Genomic DNA, 21,196 nt, shown 5'->3' on the forward strand with positions numbered 1-21,196 from the left:
TTATAAATTTAAGTTACATATAGGTTTTAGCTGCTTCATAAATTCTGTAAATTGCGGAATATCCATTTGCTGAGCTGAGTCAGAAAGTGCTACCGCCGGATCTGGATGAACTTCTGCCATAATTCCATCCGCACCAATGGCAAGAGCCGCTTTAGCCGTTGGAACAAGCAAATCTCGTCTTCCTGTTGAATGCGTGACGTCGACTAAAACAGGTAAATGAGTTTCTTGTTTTAAAATGGGAACGGCTGAAATATCCAGCGTATTTCGCGTTGCTCGCTCATACGTACGAATTCCTCGTTCACACAAAATCAGCTGATCATTTCCTTTTGATACAATGTATTCAGCAGCATTAATAAACTCATCAATCGTAGCGGCTAAGCCCCGCTTTAATAAGACAGGCTTCTTCACCGCACCCGCTTCTTTTAACAGCTCAAAATTTTGCATATTACGAGCACCAATTTGAATCACATCTACGTATTCTACAGCTGTTTCAATATCAGCGGGGTCGACAATTTCACTAATAACGGCTAAATCATATTCGTCAGCTACTCTTTTTAAAATTTGTAGTCCTTCTAAGCCGAGGCCTTGAAAATCATAAGGAGATGTTCTTGGCTTGTAGGCTCCGCCTCTAAGCATCCGCACACCCTGCTGCTTTACGGCTTTTGCTACGGCTGCTACTTGCTCATAGCTTTCAACGGAACAAGGTCCTGCTACAAAACGCTGAAGTCCGTCACCAATTGTTTCTCCTTTTACCGTAACGATTGTATTTTCCGGCTTCTTTTTACGGGATACAAGAAGTGCTTTACGATGATCATCTTCTTGAAGCTCTAAATGAGCTTTGAAAATCTCTTTGAAAATATGTTGAAGCGTAGATGTTTGAAACGGTCCTTCATTCTTGCTTAAAATCGCATCAAGCATTGCTCGTTCACGAACAGGGTCAAACCGTTTGGTTGACTGCATTCCTTTTAATTTTCCTATTTCTTGAACAAGCTCGCCTCGCTCATTAATAAGCTTTAACAGTTTCATATTTACTTCGTCAATTTGAGATCGCAAATGCTGAAGATCTGAATTCGTCATGTACGTCCACCCTTTCACTGATTTTAAAAAATCCGTTTAGCAGGGTTACTACATAAGATGATAGGTGATGGAGGATATATGTAAGGGGCTTCTCTGCTTTTATGTGCTAAACTACATCTATTGTACGAAAAAGTGGATGAAACCGCAATCAGCTTACAAAAAAACCGAACGATTAATCGTTCGGATCTTCCTTCACCTAAACTGCTTTTGTACCAGCCTCTTTCAATTAATGAGCTACATTTTTCGCTAATTCTTCTTCGTTAATGTTCCAGTGAGAAGCGTGCCACTTCACTTTTCCATCTTCAAACAGAAGCGCTTGAGGTGATTCATGCTTCACTTCATACGTTTCAGCAATATAGTTGGATACGTCTCGTGAATCTTGCACATGAAGATAATAAGAAGGAATGTCTTCATGACTAGAAGCAAACGCTGAAAATGCCTCATGACCAGCTGCACTAATTGGACACGTCGTGCTGTGCTTTAAAAATAAAAAGCGATGGTTTTCCTTAATAACTTGTTCGAACTCTTCAACTGTTGAAATCTTTTTCATTTTTTTCACCCTTTCTGTACTTACTCTTAAGTTTACATGGTTTGACCGTTTCCATACAAAAAGAGTGCTCAGCTTTATGTATAATGCTAATGAATTTATTTATAAGGTGAAGTTATTTTCAGCATAGAAAGAAAAGAACTTGTTAAATTAAAATCCCTCTGATGAAACTAACATTTACTTGCCGTTCAACCTAAATTACATACAAAAAAAGCGTTCACCCTATAGGGTAAACGCTTTTGATTCTTTATTATGGTCGTGGCACTGTGCTTTCCACTTCATCTAATGCTTTTTGAGCTTCTGTTAGCTTCTGTTGAACGTCTTCGTTGCTTTGAGACTCCACTTCATCAGCAAGCACTTCTAAGCTCGTTGGAGGTAATGCTTCGTGTTCAGGATCTACTTTACGGAAGTTTTTCACTTTGTCCACTACTTGTGAAGATTGCTCAGATAATGTTTGTGATAAACCAGCCGTTTTTTCTTTAGCCGTTTGAGCAAACCCTTGTCCTTTTTCAACAGCGCTGTTTTTCGCTTGCTCTGTTTTTAAACGAACGTAAGCTGCCTGCTCATTTAAATCCGAACGGAACTCTTTACCTGATTTTGGAGCAAGTAATAATGCCGTTGCAGCTCCTACAACTCCTCCAATCACTGTTCCTACTAAAAAGCCTTTATTTGAAGTGTTGTTTGGTTTATTTGGTTTGTTTGACATATGCGTCTCCTCCTTTAAAGTTCATCCTTATGAAAATGAGCGTGAGCGTTGAACCGCTTTTTCTTTTACTTCAACAGGTACAGGCTCCGCGTCAATTTTTTTCTGTTTTCTTAATTTTATACGTTCCCATACGTCTAATGCAACATTGCTCCATTGAACGACTTGAGCAACAGTTTCTTTATTTTCTTCTACTTTCTCTGAAACGCTTGATGATACGCTTTTAATCGACTTATTTAGGTCTTGGATTGAGTCACCTACGCCTTTAACAGAATCCACGACTGTGTTCAGCGCTTCGGATTTACGCTGAATATCTTCAGCTAACAGATTAGTCTTATGTAAAAGTGCAGTTGTTTCAGCTGTGATTCCTGTCATTTGCTTTTCTACACCGTCTAAAGTACCTGCCACTGAATTTAATGTGTGCTGAACGGATTTCAATGTTTTTGACACGGAAACCACCAGGTAAAAAATCGCAATGGCAACAATAGCAGCGCTTAAATAAAGAATAATAACCATCTGTGCAAGGCACCTCCTATTTTCATCTCTCTTGTTATAACTACTTTCCCAATTTTATAAACAATTAAACCTTCTATTCCCTATAGACTCTTTAACTTTACCATATTCTCTCTGCATTTATTCATAAAAAGGGAAGATTGCTACATTATTTCGCGATATATGAGTTATTTCCCTTCCTAAAGAAAAAAAGGATTTTAAAGCATAAAAACAAACAAAATAAGCTCAGTGGGGTACAATAGAAAGTGAATCATCAATCATTGTTATTTTAAGGAGGCACTATTTATGAAAGACCCTAGAATTGCAACATTAGCTAAAAATTTAATTAATTATTCTGTTCGCCTTCAAAAAGGAGAAAAAGTATTAATCGAAAACTTTGGACTTCAGCGCGAGCTTGTGACAGCACTTGTAGATGAAGCGTACAAGGCCAGTGGCTACCCGTTTGTACTGCTAAAAGATCATTCGGTAGACCGAGCTCTTTTAAACGGTGCACAAGAAGAGCAGTACAATATGATGGCAGACTTCGAAGCAAATGTGATGAAAGAAATGGATGCTTATATTGGCTTACGTTCTGGTTCAAACATTTTTGAACAATCAGATGTTCCGGCAGATAAAATGAAAATCCAAGGGAATACGATCGGTAAAAAAGTACATAGAGAAATTCGCGTTCCAAAAACAAAATGGGTCGTTCTTCGCTACCCAAACGATTCAATGGCGCAGCTTGCTAAAATGAGTACAGAAGCATTTGAAGATTTTTATTTTGATGTATGCAACTTAGACTATGGCAAAATGAGCAAAGCGATGGATGCTTTAGTTGAGCTCATGAACCGTACGGACAAAGTGCGTTTAACGGGTGAGAATACAGACTTAACGTTCTCTATTAAAGATATTCCTGCAGTGAAGTGTGCCGGAGAAATGAATATTCCGGACGGTGAAGTATACACGGCTCCTGTACGTGATTCTGTAAACGGAACAATTTCTTACAACACTCCTTCTAACTATCAAGGCTTTACGTTTGAGAATGTATCCTTAACATTTAAAAACGGTAAAATTGTTGAAGCAACCGCTAATGATACAGAACGCATCAACGGCATTTTTGATACAGATGAAGGCGCTCGTTTTGTTGGCGAATTTGCGATTGGCGTAAATCCGTATATTCAACATCCAATGCAAGACATTTTATTTGATGAAAAAATTGACGGAAGCTTCCACTTCACTCCTGGCGAGTGCTACGAAGATGCGTATAACGGAAACAAGTCAAATATTCACTGGGATATGGTGATGATTCAGCGCCCAGAATACGGTGGCGGTGAGATTTATTTCGATGACGTGTTGATTCGTAAAGACGGGCTATTTGTCATTGAAGAATTAAAAGCGTTAAACCCTGAAAATTTAAAATGAGTTTTGAAATAAAAAAAAGGCACTCAGAAGAGTGCCTCTTTTTTATGATACGGTTTGCTGATATAGTTTTTCAAACTTTTGAATGTCTCCAGCACCCATAAATACTAATACAGCTTCATTATGGTCTTTTAACGATTCAATTGTTTCTTCATTAATTAATTCAGCTCCGCTGATTTTGCTTCGTAGATCTTCAATTGATAATTTACCTTGATGCTCACGGGCTGATCCAAAAATGTCACATAGATATACTTTATCAGCGTGCTGTAAGCTTGCTGCAAAGTCCTCTAAGAACGTTTGTGTACGCGTAAACGTATGCGGTTGGAAAACAGCCACAACTTCACGGTTTGGATACTTTTGACGAGCAGCTGAAATCGTTGCATTAATTTCCGTTGGATGGTGTGCATAATCATCGATTAGCACTTGTTTGCCAACGTTCTTTTCGCTGAAACGACGCTTTACACCTTGATATGTTTTAAAACGCTCTTGCAGCACAGCAACGTCAATTTCTTCATAATGACAAAGTGCAATAACGGAAAGTGCATTTAAGATGTTATGGTCGCCATACCCTGGAATCTCAAATGATGCGTGGAATGTATTTCGAACGAACACGTCAAATGTTGTGCCTGTTGTGCTTTTTACGATATTACGTGCTTGGAAATCATTTTCTTCGCCTAATCCGTAATAAAGAACAGGTACCTTCGCTTGAATTTGCTGCAGATGTTCATCGTCTCCACAGGCAATAATTCCTTTTTTGACTTGAAGTGCCATCTCTTGGAACGCGCTGAATACATCATCGATATTGGCAAAATAATCAGGGTGATCAAAATCAATATTCGTCATAATTGCATAGTCTGGCGTATAAGATAAGAAGTGGCGGCGATACTCACATGCCTCAAACGCAAAATACTTGCTGTCTTTTACACCTTTACCCGTACCGTCTCCAATTAAATATGAAGTAGGTTCAGCTCCTTGAATCACATGCGCTAACATACCCGTTGTGGATGTTTTTCCGTGTGCTCCTGTTACGGCTACACTCGTATACTGTTTCATAAAGTCACCTAAGAAACGGTGATAGCGTACAAGCTTGACTCCTTCTTTTGAAGCTGCTTCTGCAATTTCTTCATGCGTATCAGGAAAAGCATTTCCTGCAATTACAGTCATGCCGTCTTTAATATTATTTTTATCAAATGGTAAAACAGGAATTCCCTGCTGTTCTAGTGCTTTTTGCGTAAAAATTTCTTTTTCAATATCCGATCCTTGAACTTGAAAGCCCATATCGTTTAGGATTTGCGCAAGCGCACTCATTCCTGTTCCTTTAATACCTACAAAATGGTAAACTGTCATATAAAGAACCTCCAACATTCGTCTATCTGTAAGACAGTATATGACGGTTATCTAGAATTGCTCTTACAAACGTATATAAATGTCGTTTGATTGCTGATTTCACGATAACATTCGTACATTATATCACTTCTTATAACATAACTCCATGACTCCATTTCTACTCTCTTCCCTTGCGAAACGGCCTTTTATTTTGGCTTCATCACATAGTATATAGCCTGATGTTTTAAAAACGATCGCCATGTCATTGCATTTTTTTTGTCATTATATTGGGTTACTAACTGTTCAATGCGTTGTTTATGTCCTAAAAAGAAAGAGTCAATTAACACGTCATATCCGATTGATTTTATTTTTCGAATCCAAATTACTTGTTGTTCCTCTAAATTTGCAAATCTTCCTCTTACATCTTTGATGATAACCTGCTCATTTGTCAATGGGGTATATCCTTTTAAGAAAAACGAATTAGGTACTTTAGACACAATAATTGGCTCTAGTACACTCGTCAAAAAAAAGGCTCCTTGAATTAAAAACGACTCTGTTTTCTGCTTCGCCTGATCAGCTAAAAACAGCTGCAGCAGGGTTTTCCCCTGAATGGTTACATATTCAAATGCAAACCACTGAAAAAATAATTGTTCATGGGAATCAGATAGAGCCGCCTCATGAGGCAAGTTTACTAACTCTTTAAATAGATGTGAAGCCCGCACTTTTTCTCGTATATTCGTATAGCGGTTCACAAAAAAGAAATATTGATTGTAAAAGTCGCAAATAGCATTATCAGACTGAAGCTGCTTTTGTTCACGAATTTCATTAAAGTTAATCAGTTCATGATTTTCTTCTGTCATTACTCTTCACTCGTACTCTAATTATTTTGGTTTGTCCTCTTTAAACGCCTTCAGCTCATATGTTTCAGCTGGTGAGAAATGATAGCAAACTATCACATGCTAAAAAAGCAAAACACACATTATCCTTACATATAGTAAATCATTTTACTAGTTCTGACAAACCTTTTCCTTTTTTTCCTGATGGATTTCTTCCAAAATCCCTACTCAAATTCTGTATAAACGAACTTAAAGCAGGAAAAAAAGAGGCGGCGGATACAGTGACAGAGCGTTAGCTCACATAAAGCTGTATCCTGCTGATTTTGCATAGCCTCTTTTTTTAACCTACATGCAGAAAAACAGCTTAAAATGTAGAAGTGGCTGTTTGACTTTCCATTTCCTGAAGCTCGTTTTCGGTAATGAGCACATCTCTCGGCTTGCTTCCTCTTGCTTCTGAAATAATTCCTTGCTGCTCCATCATATCAATTAGGCGCGCTGCGCGATTGTACCCCATTCTGAAGCGTCTTTGCAGACTGGAAGTAGATGCACCGCCTTGGTCTAGCACAAACTCGCATGCTTCATAGAAAAGCTCATCTTCTTCATTTGAAGCAAAGCTTTGCTGCTTTTTCAACAAATCTTCTTGATCAAATAAGTATGTTGGCTTCATTTGCTTTTTGACATGATCTACAACGCGATCAATTTCTTCATCTGAAACAAAGTTCCCTTGAATTCGAACGCTTTTAGAAGATCCGTTTTCAAGAAGCAGCATATCACCTTTACCTAATAGCTTCTCTGCTCCTCCTGTGTCGATAATTGTACGTGAATCAACTTGCGAAGAAACAGAAAATGCGATACGCGTTGGCACATTTGCTTTAATTAAGCCTGTAATAACATCTACGGAAGGACGCTGCGTTGCAAGCAATAAGTGAATGCCACACGCTCTTGCCTTTTGTGCAATACGGCAAATAGCTTCCTCTACTTCCCCTGGAGATACCATCATCAAGTCGGCAAGTTCATCAATAATAATAACTAGATACGGCAGCTCCCCGCTTTTTTCATTATGTTCTTTTACACGTTCGTTGTATTTTGTAATATCACGTACGCCCGCATGTGCAAACAGTTCGTAACGGCGCTCCATTTCCTCTACTGCCCACTTTAAAGCTGTAGTAGCTGCTTTCGCATCCGTGATAACCGGGCTGACTAAATGCGGAATGCCGTTGTAAGGAGCTAGCTCAACCATTTTAGGGTCAATTAACATAAGCTTGACTTCGTGTGGCGCAGCTTTATAAAGCAAGCTGACGATAATGGTATTAATACACACACTTTTACCAGACCCCGTCGCTCCAGCAATTAAACCGTGAGGCATTTTGTTCAAGTCAGTCACAACCGGCGTTCCTGAAATATCTAACCCTAACGCCACCGTTAAAGGAGAGTTATCTTTTCTAAAAGAAGGATGCCTCAAAATTTCGCGAATTAACACCGGCTTACTTTGACGATTTGGCACTTCAATCCCAATCGTATTTTTCCCTGGAATTGGCGCTTCAATTCGAATATCACGCGCGGCTAGGCTCAGTTTAATATCATCTGTTAAATTCGTAATTTTGTTCACTTTCACACCGGGCTCAGGATGTACTTCAAATCTGGTTACGGTAGGACCTTGCGTGACGTTTACGACCTTAGCTCGAACGTTAAAGTTTTTTAATGTCATATCCAAAAGCTCACGCTGCTCATCCGCCCATTGATTATCTTCTTCAATAGCAGCTGGAGGAATGTTAAGCAAGTTCATTCCAGGAAATGCATAAGGAGAAGAAGCTTTTACATTTACAGGTTCTTCAGATTTTAATGAAGCCTGCGGAACCACTTCTTCGGTTTTTTCACCGTGAACTTCTTCTTGCCTACTTACTTCCGTTTTTTTTTGCAGAGCTTCTGCCTCCTGCCTTTGGTATGAACCTTGGGACGACTGACTTTTTTCTCGAGCGCTGTTATCCATCTTCGTGCGGTCTTTTTTCAGCATCATTACGTTAAAAGGCACTAATCGCTTACCGCGAGCTCGTTCAGCATTCCCTGGCTGTTCTGCAGGTACAAGAGGTTCTACAGCTGACTCTTGCTGTACTTGTCCTTGTAACTCTTGACTTTCTTGCATCCTGCTCTCTTCCTCTTTTATCACTGAATTTTCAAGCTCTCGGTGCACAACAGCGGATACCGCTTCTGGTTGCCATTCATCAGCTGCGGGTTGCGTTGGATGTAAACTTTCAGAATTCAGCTCATGTTCTGCTTCAACATGAACACTGTTTGTTGGCTCTTCTAGAATGACGTGACTTTCTTTTTCAGCGGCTGGAACTTCTTCTCTCTTTCTAGGCTTTAGTGCTTCTACTTCTTCTGCTTGTAAAAACGCTGGGCTTTCTTCCATCAACGTTTCTGCTTCTGCCTCTTCAGCTTCATTTCCGATCTCTTGTTGGAAAGAAACGGATGATTCAAACGGAGGCGTTTCCTTTGAAATTGGAGCCTCTTCAGCTACTGCTGTTTCTTCCGCCAAATCCCAGTCGGTAGCTTTCTCTTTTGCCACTAACGGTTCGACCGCATGTGATTCTTCAAAAGTTGGAACCTCTTCCTGTTCTTTTACGGCTACTGAAGAACTTGGCTTTTCTTCAGGAAATGATATCTTCTCTTTTTGATTTTCCTCATATTGCTTCCACTGAGCAAAACGCTGAGAAGACAGTTGCATCATTTCTTCCGTTTCTTGAATCTGTGCTTCTTCCGCTATAGGCTTAGAAACTGGTTTTCTTAACGGCTCTACAACAGACGTATTCATCGCTCGTCGGTAAATTTCATCTTCAAACGCTGCTTTTGATAACTGTGTACTCGGAAGCTCATATTCTACTACTTCCTCACTTCCGTTTTGTACAACATTAGAAGGCCGCTTATTAAACCCATAAACAGGTGAAGGGATTTCAGTCGGACGGAACGGACGTTTTCTTACTTGCGGAATCGCTTCTTTCTTTTCAGATACCGCTTTTAACGGCTGAGATACTGACTTAGGCTGCGTTAGCGCCGACTTGCGAACAGGCTCTTGATAAAACGGAGCCGGTGCCTTTTTTGCTACAGGCCTTGGTTCATTTTTAGGAGCTGCTGCCTTTTTTGCTTCTCCCGTATCATCAATTAAAGGGAAACGAAACGTTCCTTTTGGGTATTGATAAGCTACTTTTGTATGAACATCTTGCTGCTCTTCACTGTAATTCCGCTTTTGCGTTCTGGCCGAGTGTGGAACAGAAGGTTTTGGCGCTGCTTTCATCACTGGCTTTTGATGAACTGACTGCATTTGTTTAGGCTTAGTAGCCTTCTTTTTAGGAATTGTTTTTTCTCTATTTAAAGGGTATTCTTCCGTTGTATTTCCATGTTCGTCTACAACGATTTCTTTCACTTCGTATCCTAGTAAATAATCCATTACTTTTCGTACAAAACCCATTTTTATCACTCTTTCTATCAGACTATCTTACTTCGTTTAGCCTCTTATATCGCAGTGCTGCGACATCTACAAAAAGCTATCCATGCATCCTTTATTTACCTTTGGCCTCAAAGTATTCTCTGAGATGGATATATATACTATCTTTTCATTTATCATTCTATCACGTATGCTTGAACTCTTACTATAAAATCTACTATTTTGCTTCCCTTATTTATACAGTAAAATTCCTCTTTGCAAAAATATTTTTTCATGTTTAATTAGCACTCATAATTAAACGCGAAAAAAGCCACTAGTCTATACTAGTGGCTTTTAATTTTATCAAACCTTTTTAAGAATTGACAATTGCTTTTCAGCAACTGTAACGCTTTGAAATATACGTGTAAAAAAACATCCTGCTTTTGCCCTATAAATTAGTATCACACTCTGCTTTTATGCTTGAAAAGGCTGACCTACTTCATATTTGTCTTCAAGTACTAAAATCCCTTTTTCTTGAGGAGCGTTCGGAAGCGCCAGCTCTTTAGCAGAGCAAATCATGCCTGAAGAAGGTACACCGCGCAGCTCTGCATCTTTAATGATCATACCGCTTGGCATAACCGCTCCTACTTTTGCTACGACGACTTTTTGACCTGCGTCTACATTTGGTGCTCCACATACAATTTGAAGTGTTTCTGTGCCAACATCTACTTTACAGATGTTTAGCTTATCTGCATTTGGATGCTTTTCTTTTTCTTGAACATATCCAACTACAAACTTAGGAGATAAATCCACTTCAAGTTTACCTTCAAAACCGCTTTCGCTAAGTACACGATTTACTTCTTCCACCATTTCTTCTGTTAATTCAAGAGAACCATTTCCCTCTACTTTTAACTTAGAAGAAGCATGAAAGATGTTATAGCCAGCCGTTGTATTTGATTTTTGATCAAAGATACGCACAACGTCGCTTTTTGTTTCAAACGTGCGATTTTCAATTGCAATATCTTCTAGCTTGACGATTAACGTATCGCCGATACCTTCTTTATTATAAAAAAGATTCATAATTAGTCCCGTCCTTTACTGCGATTTTTTCCTAGAATAAAAATAGGTTCTAGCTCACCGTTTTCGTATAAAAATGAAAGAGCTGTGATGGGTACACGTCCACTTGCAAAAAAGCTCATGGTCATTTGCGCAAGAATATCATAACCCGTTTCGTTTTGGATATCAGCTAGAATCAGCACATCTTGATGAGGTACTGCTACAGCCATTGTGCCCGAAACACTAGAAGCAAAATCTTGCAAAAATGCCTCGTTAAGAATTCGGCTTGCATCGTATCCATCGTTCTGATTTACAAAATAAAAGTCATTGCCTGCTACCGTATCTTTTTTATGTGAAATCGGCAAAGAGCGAAGATTAAATTTAGCCATTTCCCGCACTGCGGATAGATCTAAATTTTCCTTACGAATTAGTTTCTCATCTAATAGACGATATGTATTGCCTAAATCAAGCGCATAATAAATGCGTGTTTCAGCTGTATGTTCATCATAAATCAACGGCACGTCTTCATTCGATTTATCCGGAAAAGACGTTGAGCGAATAACTGGATAAATGCGCTTTTCTTTTCCCGTTACCTGCTGTTCATCGTTCATAACACGAAGAGCTTCTTTTATATAATATACCATTTCATCTAGAGCCGCTTCCTTTTTTTCTTCCCATTTTGCAATTAGCCCGGGTAAAGAAATGGTTACACCTTTTTTCGTTTCCTGATGTTCAACGCGCAGCGTATCTTTTTCACGATCAAATAAAAATGACCAATCCGCACCCGTTAATCGCTCTTCTAGTAGCTTTCTCATCTTTTGACTATTCATTTTCGCCATATTTACGCCTCCTTTTCTCATTTTTATGTATGAAGACTGATAGCTGTAGATCGCTATCAGTCTTCACTTGATTTATGCATTTAAGCCGTTAATAAACTCTTCAATTTCTTCTTTTGTTTTACGGTCTTTGCTGACAAAACGCCCTGTTTCTTCTCCGTTGCTGTAACCGACAAAGCTTGGAATGCCAAAGATGCTTAATTCTGCACAAAGATCGATAAAGTCGTCGCGGTCGACATAATGAAATGTATACTCGCTATGATTCGCCTCAATTTCTGGAAGCACAGGCTCGATTACTCGGCAATCTGGGCACCAGTCTGCTGAAAACATCATGATATGCTTTCCCTCTTTAATGACTTCTTTGTATTGTTCAATTGTTTGCATTTTTTCCATTTTTCTTTCCTCCACTTTTTCTTTTACTTTCGTATTTAAACGGCTAAAGCCCCATACATTTTTTAATCCTTCTACATCAAAACATAGTATATGAGTTGTTGCAACTATCATACACTGATGCTTTTCTATTATAAAGGGTTACAAAGAAATTTCCTATTGAACAGCTTGATTTGTCCTAAAATCTAGCTGTCCTTTTAGCATTAAAACAACCTGATAAAACATAGAAGTCCGATCTAAATTCCCATTGGTGAAAATGCCGATTGCTCCTTCTTTTTTTCGAATATTTTTTTGGTTTGTATACACTTCCATAGCTTCGGCTAATTCTTTTTTATCATGACGAAGCATGTCGGCTACCGCTTCAGGAAGCCGAATACGAGCTCCTCCACCTAAAATCGGTTCAAGGTCCTTAGAGGTAACAAGACTTCCCCAATTGCAAAGGAATAAGCCATGAGGTGTTTCCTGCACCCCTCCTTCGAGCCCAATGCCGATATCAGCACCTGTCTCTTTAACAGCAGCACGCGCGCGGTTAATCGCTCCTTGGATGGTTTCTTCATCAGAAAAAGGCTGTGGTGACACCCCGGACTGCACGTCTACCTCTACATATGTAAAAGTATCTCCAAATACTTTTTTTACTGCATTTACTTTTGTTGGATTCTTCGTTCCGATTGCAATTTTCATTTTTTTCTCCTGTCATGATGAAACAAAGCAACCGCAAAAGCAGCTGCTTTGTTCTTCTTTATCCGTTTTGTTTAATCGTATCAAGCGTTGTTTGGTCTGTAGAGCGTACAAGTTTGACTAATAATTCTTTTGCAGCTGCATAGTCATCCACATGAATCATAGATGCATGGGTATGAATATAACGTGAACATACGCCGATCACTGCAGAAGGAACTCCGTTATTAGAAGTATGAACGCGCCCTGCATCCGTACCTCCTGGAGAAACGAAGTATTGATAAGGGATGCTGTTTGTCTCAGCTGTATCTAAGATAAATTCTCTCATTCCTCTATGTGTGACCATCGTACGGTCAAAGATACGAAGTAATACGCCTTTTCCTAATTGTCCAAATGCATTTTTATCGCCTGACGTATCGTTAGCAGGACTAGCATCTAGTGCATAAAACAAATCCGGTTTAATCATATTCGCAGCTGATTGAGCACCGCGAAGTCCTACTTCTTCTTGAACAGTAGCTCCAGAATATAAGATATTTGGCAATTTTTCATTTTTTATTTCTTTTAATAATTCAATCGCAAGTCCGCACCCATAGCGGTTATCCCATGCTTTTGCCAGTATTTTCTTTTCATTTGCCATTGGCGTAAACGGACAAATCGGTACAATTTGATCGCCAGGACGAATGCCCATTTCTGCTACTTCCTGCTTGCTATCTGCGCCCACATCAATCATCATATTTTTAATGGCCATTGGCTTGTTGCGCTGTGATTCGTCTAATAAATGGGGAGGGATAGAAGCAATTACGCCGGTGATAGGACCTTTTTTTGTCACCACATGGACGCGTTGAGCTAGAAGTACTTGACTCCACCATCCTCCTAGAGTTTGAAAACGAAGCATTCCTTTATCAGTTACAGACGTAACCATAAATCCTACTTCGTCCATATGTCCTGCTACCATTACTTTAGGACCTTTTTCTTCATTATAGCGAACGCCGAATAAACTTCCTAACCCATCTTGAATGACTTCATCTACAAGGGGTTCAATTTGCGAGCGCATAAATGAACGTACTTGATGTTCGTTTCCAGCGGCACCTGGTAACTCCGTTAATGTTTTAAATAGAGATAGCGTTTCATTGTTCATATATACTCTCCTTTATGTATCATTTTCTTTATTGTATCGAAAACCGGAAATAGTTGCTAGTTCCGTCCTTCTCTTCTATGACTCAACTTAACAAAGCATTCGACAATTTGATATAATGATGAAAACATATCCTTAAAAAGCAGGTGAATAACGTGAAATGGACTCAACTAATAGCAGGAGCTGCAGTCGGATTTGCAAGCGCTTATATTATTCAAAAAAGAACGTCGTCAATTTCCTCATCGGAAGCCCTTACGATTGTTAAAAGCGCTTTTAAACAAAATGGGGCAATCGACGGCTCATGGATTGAAACGACGACTAAGGTCATTCAAAAGCATGGTCTCTCTTTTTATGGTTATACAGGTGGAATTATCAGAACACGTGATGCAAAACAGGAACATTACGAGTTTTTCATTGATAAAAAAAGCGGTGCTATTATTGAATTGACGCTGAATACACCCGTTTAATTTCGTCAACTATTTCTCCTTTGTTATCCCATTTTACAGCTCGATAAAAAGCATCATGATAAAAACTTAGCCAAGCTTGATGCTCATAGGCATAAGCTAACCACTGCTGTTTTTGTTCAATCGAAGTCATTGGATAGTCATCATATGCCATTACCCATAAGACATTTTGATGTGCATGTGTTGGCAAAAGATCGCCCATGTGCACTAAGATGTCATTGTTTCCTTTTAATATAACTACAGCATGACCATCGCTGTGACCGCCGGTATGATGAACCGTTACTCCAGGCACAATTTCATCTTTGTCGCTAAATGTTATTACTTGATGCTGAATAAATTCCCAATTTTGTTTCCAATACGTATTTTTAGAACGTATATTAGGATTCCTCATTTCATTCCACTCGATGTCACTAACAAAAATTCTTGCATTTGGAAAAGCAGAGGAAAAGTTTCCGTTGATACATTTTGTTAAGCCTGACACATGATCAAAGTGGAGATGCGTCATAATGATATGAGTAATATCTTCGCACGTGAACCCTAACTTTTGTAAGTCTTCAGCAATAAATGATTCTTCCGTTACGCCAAAATGACGCTTTTTTTTCTCATCCAACATCCCATTTCCTATACCTGCATCAATTAACATGAGGTGTTTTTCAGTTTGAACGAGCAAAGGATCAGTCCTCATGGGAATTCGATTCCCGTCTGAAATGGGATATTTTTTTGTCCAAAGCTCTTTTGGAACAACACCAAACATTGCCCCTCCATCTAAATGATTATTCCCTCCACGAAGCCATGTAACTTTTAATTCGCCTATTGTTAGCGTTTCCATTTTACACCTCCATTATATTCCTTTTTATTTTATCACTATCCCCTTCTCTTTTTGAACAAAAAAAGACTGAGTAACTCAGTCTTTTTCATTCAGGTATTTTACTTCACAGCGGTAAATGCGGCTGCCTTTTTGTGAAAATTTCTCTTCATATTCCGTCATAACATTGCCTTCAAAATCGCTTTTATGCAAATCTAAGCTAATGTACTTGAGAAGAAGTCCATATTCTGAAAAGCTTGTCAATGAATACTCAAATAGCCCTTGATTATCTGTTTTAAAGTGAATTTCTCCACCATCAACCAGCAGATTTTCATACATGCTTAAGAACGTTTTGTATGTTAAGCGGCGCTTGGCATGTCTCTTTTTTGGCCATGGATCAGAGAAATTGAGATAAACGCGACCCACATCATTTTTTGCAAAAAACTCACTAAGATGGTTAGCATCTACATTCAACAACTTTAAATTTGGAAGCTCTTCTTCAATCAATCGTTCTAGAGCACTTAAGATGACACTTTCATACATTTCAATTCCAATATAGTTGATATGCGGATTTTGTTTAGCCATCCCTACTAAAAATTGGCCTTTTCCTGTTCCTACTTCAATATGAAGAGGATTTTCATTTCCAAAAACTTCTTTCCAGTTTCCTTTATACTCCGCTGGATTTGGAACCACGTATTGGGGATTTTCAGCAATTTTATCTTTTGCCCAAGGTTTGTTTCGTAATCTCATGTTGCACCTCTTTAATTTATTTTGACGCATTGAAAATGTCGGTTATTCGAAACAACCGACATTTTCATGCATAATTGTGTTTAGATAGAAAAAAATAAGAGCATCATACGAGAAAGGATGATGCTTAATGCCTTTAAATGCCGAACACCAAATGAATATAGTAAAAGATATTTTATCTAATCATCAAAGTGATTGCTGCGGAACGGTTGCGGAATGTGAACAGGTTGAACGTTTAATTCAATCAATGTTAGCAAAAGGATATGCTAGCACAGACGTACAAGCAACACTACAAAACGTTTATAAATACACGCAAGATGCAAAAAGTGCTGCTCATTTAGACGAACATATTCAAACCAATCAACAAAATTTATCACAATGGGTCCAAGAACTATCTACCTTGTCATAACCTTTGCTACTGTGCTTGAATGTCGTTGACGAGCAACATCCGAAGATATTCAAGCCAGTAATTCATTTCAGAATGTTCATTTTTCGAACGATGCCATTCAATGAATAAAATGGTTTGACTTATCACATACCACTTCATTCTCTTTTTCAAGTTCTCAGTTAGTTCAACCCCATAATGATCAAGCCATTCTTCCCACTGAGATGGATTGATGTACCAATAAAGCAATAAACCTAAATCAATAGCAGGATCTGCAATCATCGCTCCGTCCCAATCGATTAAATATAGCTGCGTATTCTCTCCAAGCATCCAGTTATTGTGGTTCACATCACAGTGACATACCACATATTTATCTGTCTGAATGGAAGGAAGCTCTGCTTGTAAATAGCTGATTCCCTGCTCTACAATACTCTCTTTTTGAAGTCGCTCGTCCACGTTCTCTAGAATATCGGCTAGCACGTCTTCGGGAAGAAGCGGTGTTTTCCCTAACCTTTTCAACATATCTAATAACTCGTTTGAATGATGAATTTTACTAAGCAATTCTGTCACTCGACTCGAATTCATATCTTTTGGTTTTAATTCTCGACCATCTAGCCAGTGCTGAGCTGTGATCACATCTCCATTTTCCATTCGTCTTGTCCACACGAGCTTCGGTACAATTCCTTCAGCTGACAATACTGCTAAAAAAGGTGATGAATTACGCTTTAAAAAAAGCTTTCGGTCTTGAAATTTTGCAAAATAAGCTTCTCCTGTCGCTCCGCCAGCAGGAGTAATTTCCCATTCGCTTCCTAATATATCTTCCAACCAATTCACCTTCAATTTCAACACACACATTTCGTTTAAAAATTTCACTCAATAAAGCAATCTATTAAGACATCATGACGTTATTTTCTTAGTAAATAAAAAAGACGGCTATTGAGGATATGTATCAATAGCCATCCTTTATAAATATTATCTCCATCACACTTTTTTCGTCAAGTGGTTGAAGACAATAATTACGTTTGAAATAAAATAAGAACGCTAAGCTTTGGAACATTTATAGCATTATCCTCTATAGTAGGATACCCATTTTTATATACTTTACAATGATCAAGTGCTATTTTCCATGGTCCTTCTGGCAAAACTACTTTTTCTTCCATTAGGCCTTGATTAAAAAACACAATAATATTCTTCCACGGACCGTAAGCCAATACGTTTGATAAGCAATAGCCAATAACGGATTTCGGCGTGTTTAGAAAAGAGACATGCTGCCTAATCGCTGAAGCATCCCCCAAGCGAAATGCATCGTGCTGTTTGCGAATACGAATCAGCTCTTGAACCCAATTCACATCAGAAGAAAATTCCCTTCTTCGATTCCAATCGAGTGCATTAATATCATCGGGTGAATTATAGCTGTTCTCTACGCCTTTTTTAGTGCGGTAAAACTCTTGACCACTATGAAGAAACGGTATGCCTTGTGAAAGAAGCACAATAGCAGTAGCAAGGCGATGACGACTTCTACGAGTGTCTTCGTCTTCTTCTCCGTTTGAATTCGTTAACTTATCCCACAGCGTATGATTATCATGTGATTCAACATAATTAATTGACTGTGCTGGATTTATAAATAAAGCGGGACTGTCTTCTTTATCCAGAATGCTACCCGCTATCACAGATTGCACTGCTTCTTTTTGATGAATATTCCCGCTGATAAAACCTTTTTCATACACATCGAACGTGCTTCCTTTTACAGAATCTCGAAAGCGGTCATTAAAATAGCCGATTTGAGGTGTTTGGCGGGCATTCGCCATCATTGCTTTTTGAGTGTGGGGAAGAGGCGTATTTAAATCCCAGCCTTCGCCAAACACCAAAATAGTAGAATCAATTTCATTTATTTTTTCCCGAATGATTTTCATCGTTTCTATATCTAAAATCCCCATGAGGTCAAAACGAAAACCATCAACATCGTACTCTTTTATCCAAAATAATACTGAATCGATAATAAACTTTTGCGCCATTTTCCGTTCAGAAGCAAAATCATTTCCTACTCCCGTCCCGTTCGAAGGCATCCCAAACTCATCATGTCGAAAATAATAGCCCGGAACAATTTTTTCAAAAGGTGATTCTTCTCGTACAAATACGTGATTATAAACTACATCTATAATAACACGGAATCCCTGTTGATGAAGCGTTGATATTAATTGCTTCACTTCAACAATACGAGTGGTGGGATTTGAAGGGTCAGCAGAGTAGCTTCCTTCCGGCACATTAAACAACAATGGATTATACCCCCAATTATAAGAAGCATGAGGATTTAATTCATCTACTCCGCCAAAGTCGTTAATAGGAAGAAATTCAAGATGGGTCACTCCTAGCTCTTTTAAATAATGGAGGCCTGTTGGTTTGCCTGGCTGACCGCTTGATTCAGTAACAGCTAGGTACGTACCTTTTTTTTCTATCCCGCTTGAAGGATGAATAGAAAAGTCTCGAACATGCATTTCGTAAATAACGGCATCCGTTGGCTGAAGGAAAGGCGGCTTTTCATGGGGATGAACATAGGCTGTATGAAGATTTATCAGAACTCCGTATTCACTATTTGCTGTAGCTGCAACGGCATAAGGGTCCACCGCTTCATTTGTCCGACCGTTTACATCTATTAAAAATCGATAATAATACCCTTCTTTATCTAAGGGAAGTTCCTTTTCCCATACGCCTTTTCTTTGACGAGTCATAACGTACAGTTCTTCTTCTCCGCTATTTGCATGTATTAATTTTAAAACCACTGCTGATGCAGTCGGGGCCCAGACTTTTATCATAATATGATCTGAATAAAAGGATGCACCCAAATCATTTTGATTATAATAAAATCTTTCATCAAACTCTTTTGTTCGTATAACAGCCCCTACCTGCAACGGAACTTTCTCCCCGTGATTATCACAGATAACGTACGAATGTCCAATTTCTATGCTCTCTTCAACCTTACCTTCATATTTGATAAAACCTTCTAATTCATGTACGTTTTCAATAGAGATGGTCTCATGCATTTGTGCACCTTTAATCACAAAAAAATCAATTTGACCTTCATGATAAGAAGTTGGAACTAAAACAGTAATACGATCTATTTGATCTAAATAAGCCTGAAACTTATTATCACCAGTCATCCTTTTCTCCTCCTTATGCCAATTACCTCTTTAGTAGCATTATATGTAGCAAACGCAAAAACGAAAGCACTTTCATAGCATGAATGTTCGGATTATTCACCTGCTTCGAATTCCCGGTCAAAATAAATACTCTGGCTGTGTTCGAGCAGTACCTGAGCTGCTTTCATCTGTTTAAACTTTAAAGGCGCTTTAGATTTCCTAAGTTCATAAAACCATTCTTCATACTTTCTAGCATCTACAAATTCAACCTGATAAGGCTCCGCAGCGTAGTCAATGTATCCATTTCTGCTTAGTAATATTTTCTTTACGCTATGTTCAATATCGTGAGTACGATAGATACTTCGGACAATTTGCTCCATTCGATTTAACCCAATTAACGGATTTAATATCTTTTTTTGATCTCTTCCTCTTAACTCTGTCCAAAAATTTTCTTTTGAATACTGAAAAACAGCACTTTTATATGTTTCTATTAAACAAATACAGAGGGTTTCCGTTGGAGTAACAATAATGATATCCCCTTCTACCGGAGCTTTATTAATCAGGAAAACAGGCTTGTACATCACGAGATACGTATCAGGAAAGCGCTGAATAAAATAACGGAGAGCTTCATCATGGTAATATTTACGATCTGCTTGCGAGAACTCAAATAAAGTGGATGTAGCCCATTTCATTTGAAGATCAAATACATTTTCTAAAAACAATATTTTCAAATCTTCCGCTGTTTGTGGAAGAGTTGTAAACCTCAATAGCTCTTGATTTTCCACGCTATCGCTAGAGAACGCTTCTTCCACTTCAAGCGTTTCTTTTTTCCTTGTAAACCGCTCTTTTGCTTTTTGCAAAAATGAACGTTGAGCTTTTGTTTCTTCTTTTACAGGAGGGCCATGTAATAGCCCTTGTTCAAACAATTGCTTTGCTTTCTTCCAATTATGTTTTTTTAAATGATTAAACTGAGACGTGTAGTGATAAACGTCTTTTTCATAACGGGAAATATAATCTTGCACCTTAAGTAGCTGCGCCACGTTTACATCAATCCCCTAATTAAAATTCCTCTAACACTTGGTTCACCGATTGTTTCTCTATTATCATCGGCGTTTTCTTTCCTTTAATAAGAGTGATCTTTAAATAACCTCTCTCCATGCTTGTATGTTCATATGCTACTGTGACTGCAATGAAAAAGATAGTATTTTTTTATATTTAGGTTTGCTAGCAGGATGAACTTCAAAAAGGGCAAATGAACTTACTTGAAACTGTTCTTCAACCGACGTTTGCTTTAACTGCTCTTCCGAAAGCCCGGCTTCCCCTCCCCACTTCTTTGCAATCGTAATATGGGGACGATAAGGACGTTTTTCGTATAAGCCGCTTAGGTCTCCCCATACAGCTTGTATATCCCTTTGTAGATTCACAAGCTTATCATTTGGCTTAAGGCTTACATAAAGCACTCTAGGCTTGTTATACGCACCGAACACATCGTACTGAACGGTCTGCAGTGAAAAACTTGAATGACGGGAGGCTACTTCTTTTAAGCGGTTAATCAGCTTTTCCTTTTTGTTATCTACAAATCCTAAGAATTGTAGTGTTATATGATAATCGTCAGGGTATGTCCATTGTTTAAAAGGAAAAGGTGTTAATTCTTTTGCCCAATTTTCTGCCTGATATGCAATGGAGACTGGCACGTTGATTCCAATAAAATAGTGTTGATCACTTTTCATCAAATCCCTCCTTTT

Annotated in this window: 21 protein-coding genes; 3 read left to right on the top strand and 18 right to left on the bottom strand. The window is 38.6% G+C overall.

Translation table 11 applies throughout. From position 1 onward, the window contains the following. The 4 genes from CEQ83_RS23400 to CEQ83_RS23415 form a co-directional block, all read right to left on the bottom strand. Window positions 1–1,077 carry a bifunctional 3-deoxy-7-phosphoheptulonate synthase/chorismate mutase gene (locus CEQ83_RS23400; protein ID WP_033579601.1) on the bottom strand — a complete coding sequence of 359 codons (1,077 nt, stop codon included), beginning with the start codon at window positions 1,075–1,077 and terminating at the stop codon, window positions 1–3. A 226-nt stretch (window positions 1,078–1,303) separates the two neighbouring features. After that, window positions 1,304–1,627, bottom strand: coding sequence for a bacillithiol system redox-active protein YtxJ (gene ytxJ / locus CEQ83_RS23405; RefSeq protein WP_028411816.1), 324 nt, complete (start codon window positions 1,625–1,627; stop codon window positions 1,304–1,306). Window positions 1,628–1,874: 247 nt separating this feature from the next. Next, entirely contained in the window at window positions 1,875–2,330 is a 456-nt protein-coding gene (locus tag CEQ83_RS23410) for a YtxH domain-containing protein (protein ID WP_013059496.1), read from the bottom strand. Window positions 2,331–2,357: 27 nt separating this feature from the next. Further along, window positions 2,358–2,843 carry a DUF948 domain-containing protein gene (locus CEQ83_RS23415; RefSeq protein ID WP_028411817.1) on the bottom strand — a complete coding sequence of 162 codons (486 nt, stop codon included), beginning with the start codon at window positions 2,841–2,843 and terminating at the stop codon, window positions 2,358–2,360. A 282-nt stretch (window positions 2,844–3,125) separates the two neighbouring features. On the opposite strand from CEQ83_RS23415, the gene CEQ83_RS23420 reads away from it, so the two are divergent. Continuing rightward, on the top strand, window positions 3,126–4,241 hold the full coding sequence (locus CEQ83_RS23420) for an aminopeptidase (protein ID WP_098112328.1): 1,116 nt from the start codon (window positions 3,126–3,128) through the stop codon (window positions 4,239–4,241). Between the two features lie 42 nt (window positions 4,242–4,283). Here the strand turns inward: CEQ83_RS23420 and murC are convergent, their stop codons facing one another. The 8 genes from murC to CEQ83_RS23460 all read right to left on the bottom strand — a co-directional run bounded on the left by murC (window position 4,284) and on the right by CEQ83_RS23460 (window position 13,916). Continuing rightward, the gene (gene murC, locus CEQ83_RS23425; protein WP_013059499.1) at window positions 4,284–5,585 is read right to left on the bottom strand and encodes a UDP-N-acetylmuramate--L-alanine ligase; all 1,302 of its coding nucleotides are present in this window, start codon (window positions 5,583–5,585) and stop codon (window positions 4,284–4,286) included. A gap of 185 nt (window positions 5,586–5,770) precedes the next feature. Next, window positions 5,771–6,424 carry a nicotinate phosphoribosyltransferase gene (locus CEQ83_RS23430; RefSeq protein WP_098112329.1) on the bottom strand — a complete coding sequence of 218 codons (654 nt, stop codon included), beginning with the start codon at window positions 6,422–6,424 and terminating at the stop codon, window positions 5,771–5,773. Window positions 6,425–6,764: 340 nt separating this feature from the next. Further along, window positions 6,765–9,866, bottom strand: a complete 3,102-nt coding sequence (locus CEQ83_RS23435) for a DNA translocase FtsK (RefSeq protein WP_098112330.1) — start codon at window positions 9,864–9,866, stop codon at window positions 6,765–6,767. A 429-nt stretch (window positions 9,867–10,295) separates the two neighbouring features. Then, complete coding sequence (gene ytpR, locus CEQ83_RS23440; protein ID WP_028411821.1) at window positions 10,296–10,901, bottom strand: YtpR family tRNA-binding protein; 606 nt, start codon at window positions 10,899–10,901, stop codon at window positions 10,296–10,298. Window positions 10,902–10,903: 2 nt separating this feature from the next. After that, window positions 10,904–11,716, bottom strand: coding sequence for a DUF1444 domain-containing protein (locus tag CEQ83_RS23445; protein WP_014457994.1), 813 nt, complete (start codon window positions 11,714–11,716; stop codon window positions 10,904–10,906). Between the two features lie 72 nt (window positions 11,717–11,788). Continuing rightward, window positions 11,789–12,106 (bottom strand): thioredoxin family protein, encoded by a 318-nt coding sequence (locus CEQ83_RS23450; RefSeq protein ID WP_028411823.1) that lies wholly within the window; start codon window positions 12,104–12,106, stop codon window positions 11,789–11,791. Between the two features lie 153 nt (window positions 12,107–12,259). Further along, entirely contained in the window at window positions 12,260–12,784 is a 525-nt protein-coding gene (locus CEQ83_RS23455) for a DUF84 family protein (protein WP_033579598.1), read from the bottom strand. Between the two features lie 58 nt (window positions 12,785–12,842). Further along, entirely contained in the window at window positions 12,843–13,916 is a 1,074-nt protein-coding gene (locus CEQ83_RS23460) for a M42 family metallopeptidase (RefSeq protein WP_098112332.1), read from the bottom strand. Window positions 13,917–14,068: 152 nt separating this feature from the next. Between CEQ83_RS23460 and CEQ83_RS23465 the strand changes: the two genes are divergently transcribed. Then, window positions 14,069–14,380, top strand: coding sequence for a PepSY domain-containing protein (locus CEQ83_RS23465; RefSeq protein WP_028411825.1), 312 nt, complete (start codon window positions 14,069–14,071; stop codon window positions 14,378–14,380). Here the strand turns inward: CEQ83_RS23465 and CEQ83_RS23470 are convergent. After that, window positions 14,349–15,206 carry a YtnP family quorum-quenching lactonase gene (locus tag CEQ83_RS23470; RefSeq protein WP_028411826.1) on the bottom strand — a complete coding sequence of 286 codons (858 nt, stop codon included), beginning with the start codon at window positions 15,204–15,206 and terminating at the stop codon, window positions 14,349–14,351. The genes CEQ83_RS23465 and CEQ83_RS23470 overlap by 32 nt on opposite strands. 75 nt (window positions 15,207–15,281) lie before the next feature. Next, complete coding sequence (gene trmB / locus CEQ83_RS23475) at window positions 15,282–15,932, bottom strand: tRNA (guanosine(46)-N7)-methyltransferase TrmB (protein WP_028411827.1); 651 nt, start codon at window positions 15,930–15,932, stop codon at window positions 15,282–15,284. Window positions 15,933–16,059: 127 nt separating this feature from the next. On the opposite strand from trmB, the gene CEQ83_RS23480 reads away from it, so the two are divergent. Next, a complete protein-coding gene (locus CEQ83_RS23480; protein ID WP_028411828.1) occupies window positions 16,060–16,338 on the top strand; it encodes a YtzH-like family protein in 279 nt (92 codons plus the stop codon). Window positions 16,339–16,344: 6 nt separating this feature from the next. Here the strand turns inward: CEQ83_RS23480 and CEQ83_RS23485 are convergent, their stop codons facing one another. From CEQ83_RS23485 to thpR, 4 genes are all read right to left on the bottom strand, one after another. Next, the gene (locus CEQ83_RS23485; protein ID WP_049166259.1) at window positions 16,345–17,139 is read right to left on the bottom strand and encodes a phosphotransferase family protein; all 795 of its coding nucleotides are present in this window, start codon (window positions 17,137–17,139) and stop codon (window positions 16,345–16,347) included. Between the two features lie 191 nt (window positions 17,140–17,330). Further along, on the bottom strand, window positions 17,331–19,472 hold the full coding sequence (gene pulA, locus CEQ83_RS23490) for a type I pullulanase (RefSeq protein WP_155017518.1): 2,142 nt from the start codon (window positions 19,470–19,472) through the stop codon (window positions 17,331–17,333). 92 nt (window positions 19,473–19,564) lie between these two features. Continuing rightward, window positions 19,565–20,491: a hypothetical protein gene (locus CEQ83_RS23495; RefSeq protein WP_028411831.1), complete on the bottom strand. Its 927-nt coding sequence runs from the start codon at window positions 20,489–20,491 to the stop codon at window positions 19,565–19,567. Window positions 20,492–20,626: 135 nt separating this feature from the next. Then, window positions 20,627–21,181 carry an RNA 2',3'-cyclic phosphodiesterase gene (gene thpR, locus CEQ83_RS23500; RefSeq protein WP_028411832.1) on the bottom strand — a complete coding sequence of 185 codons (555 nt, stop codon included), beginning with the start codon at window positions 21,179–21,181 and terminating at the stop codon, window positions 20,627–20,629. Window positions 21,182–21,196 lie beyond the last annotated feature (15 nt).

The organism is Priestia megaterium (assembly GCF_009497655.1).
GTDB classification, from domain to species: domain Bacteria; phylum Bacillota; class Bacilli; order Bacillales; family Bacillaceae_H; genus Priestia; species Priestia zanthoxyli.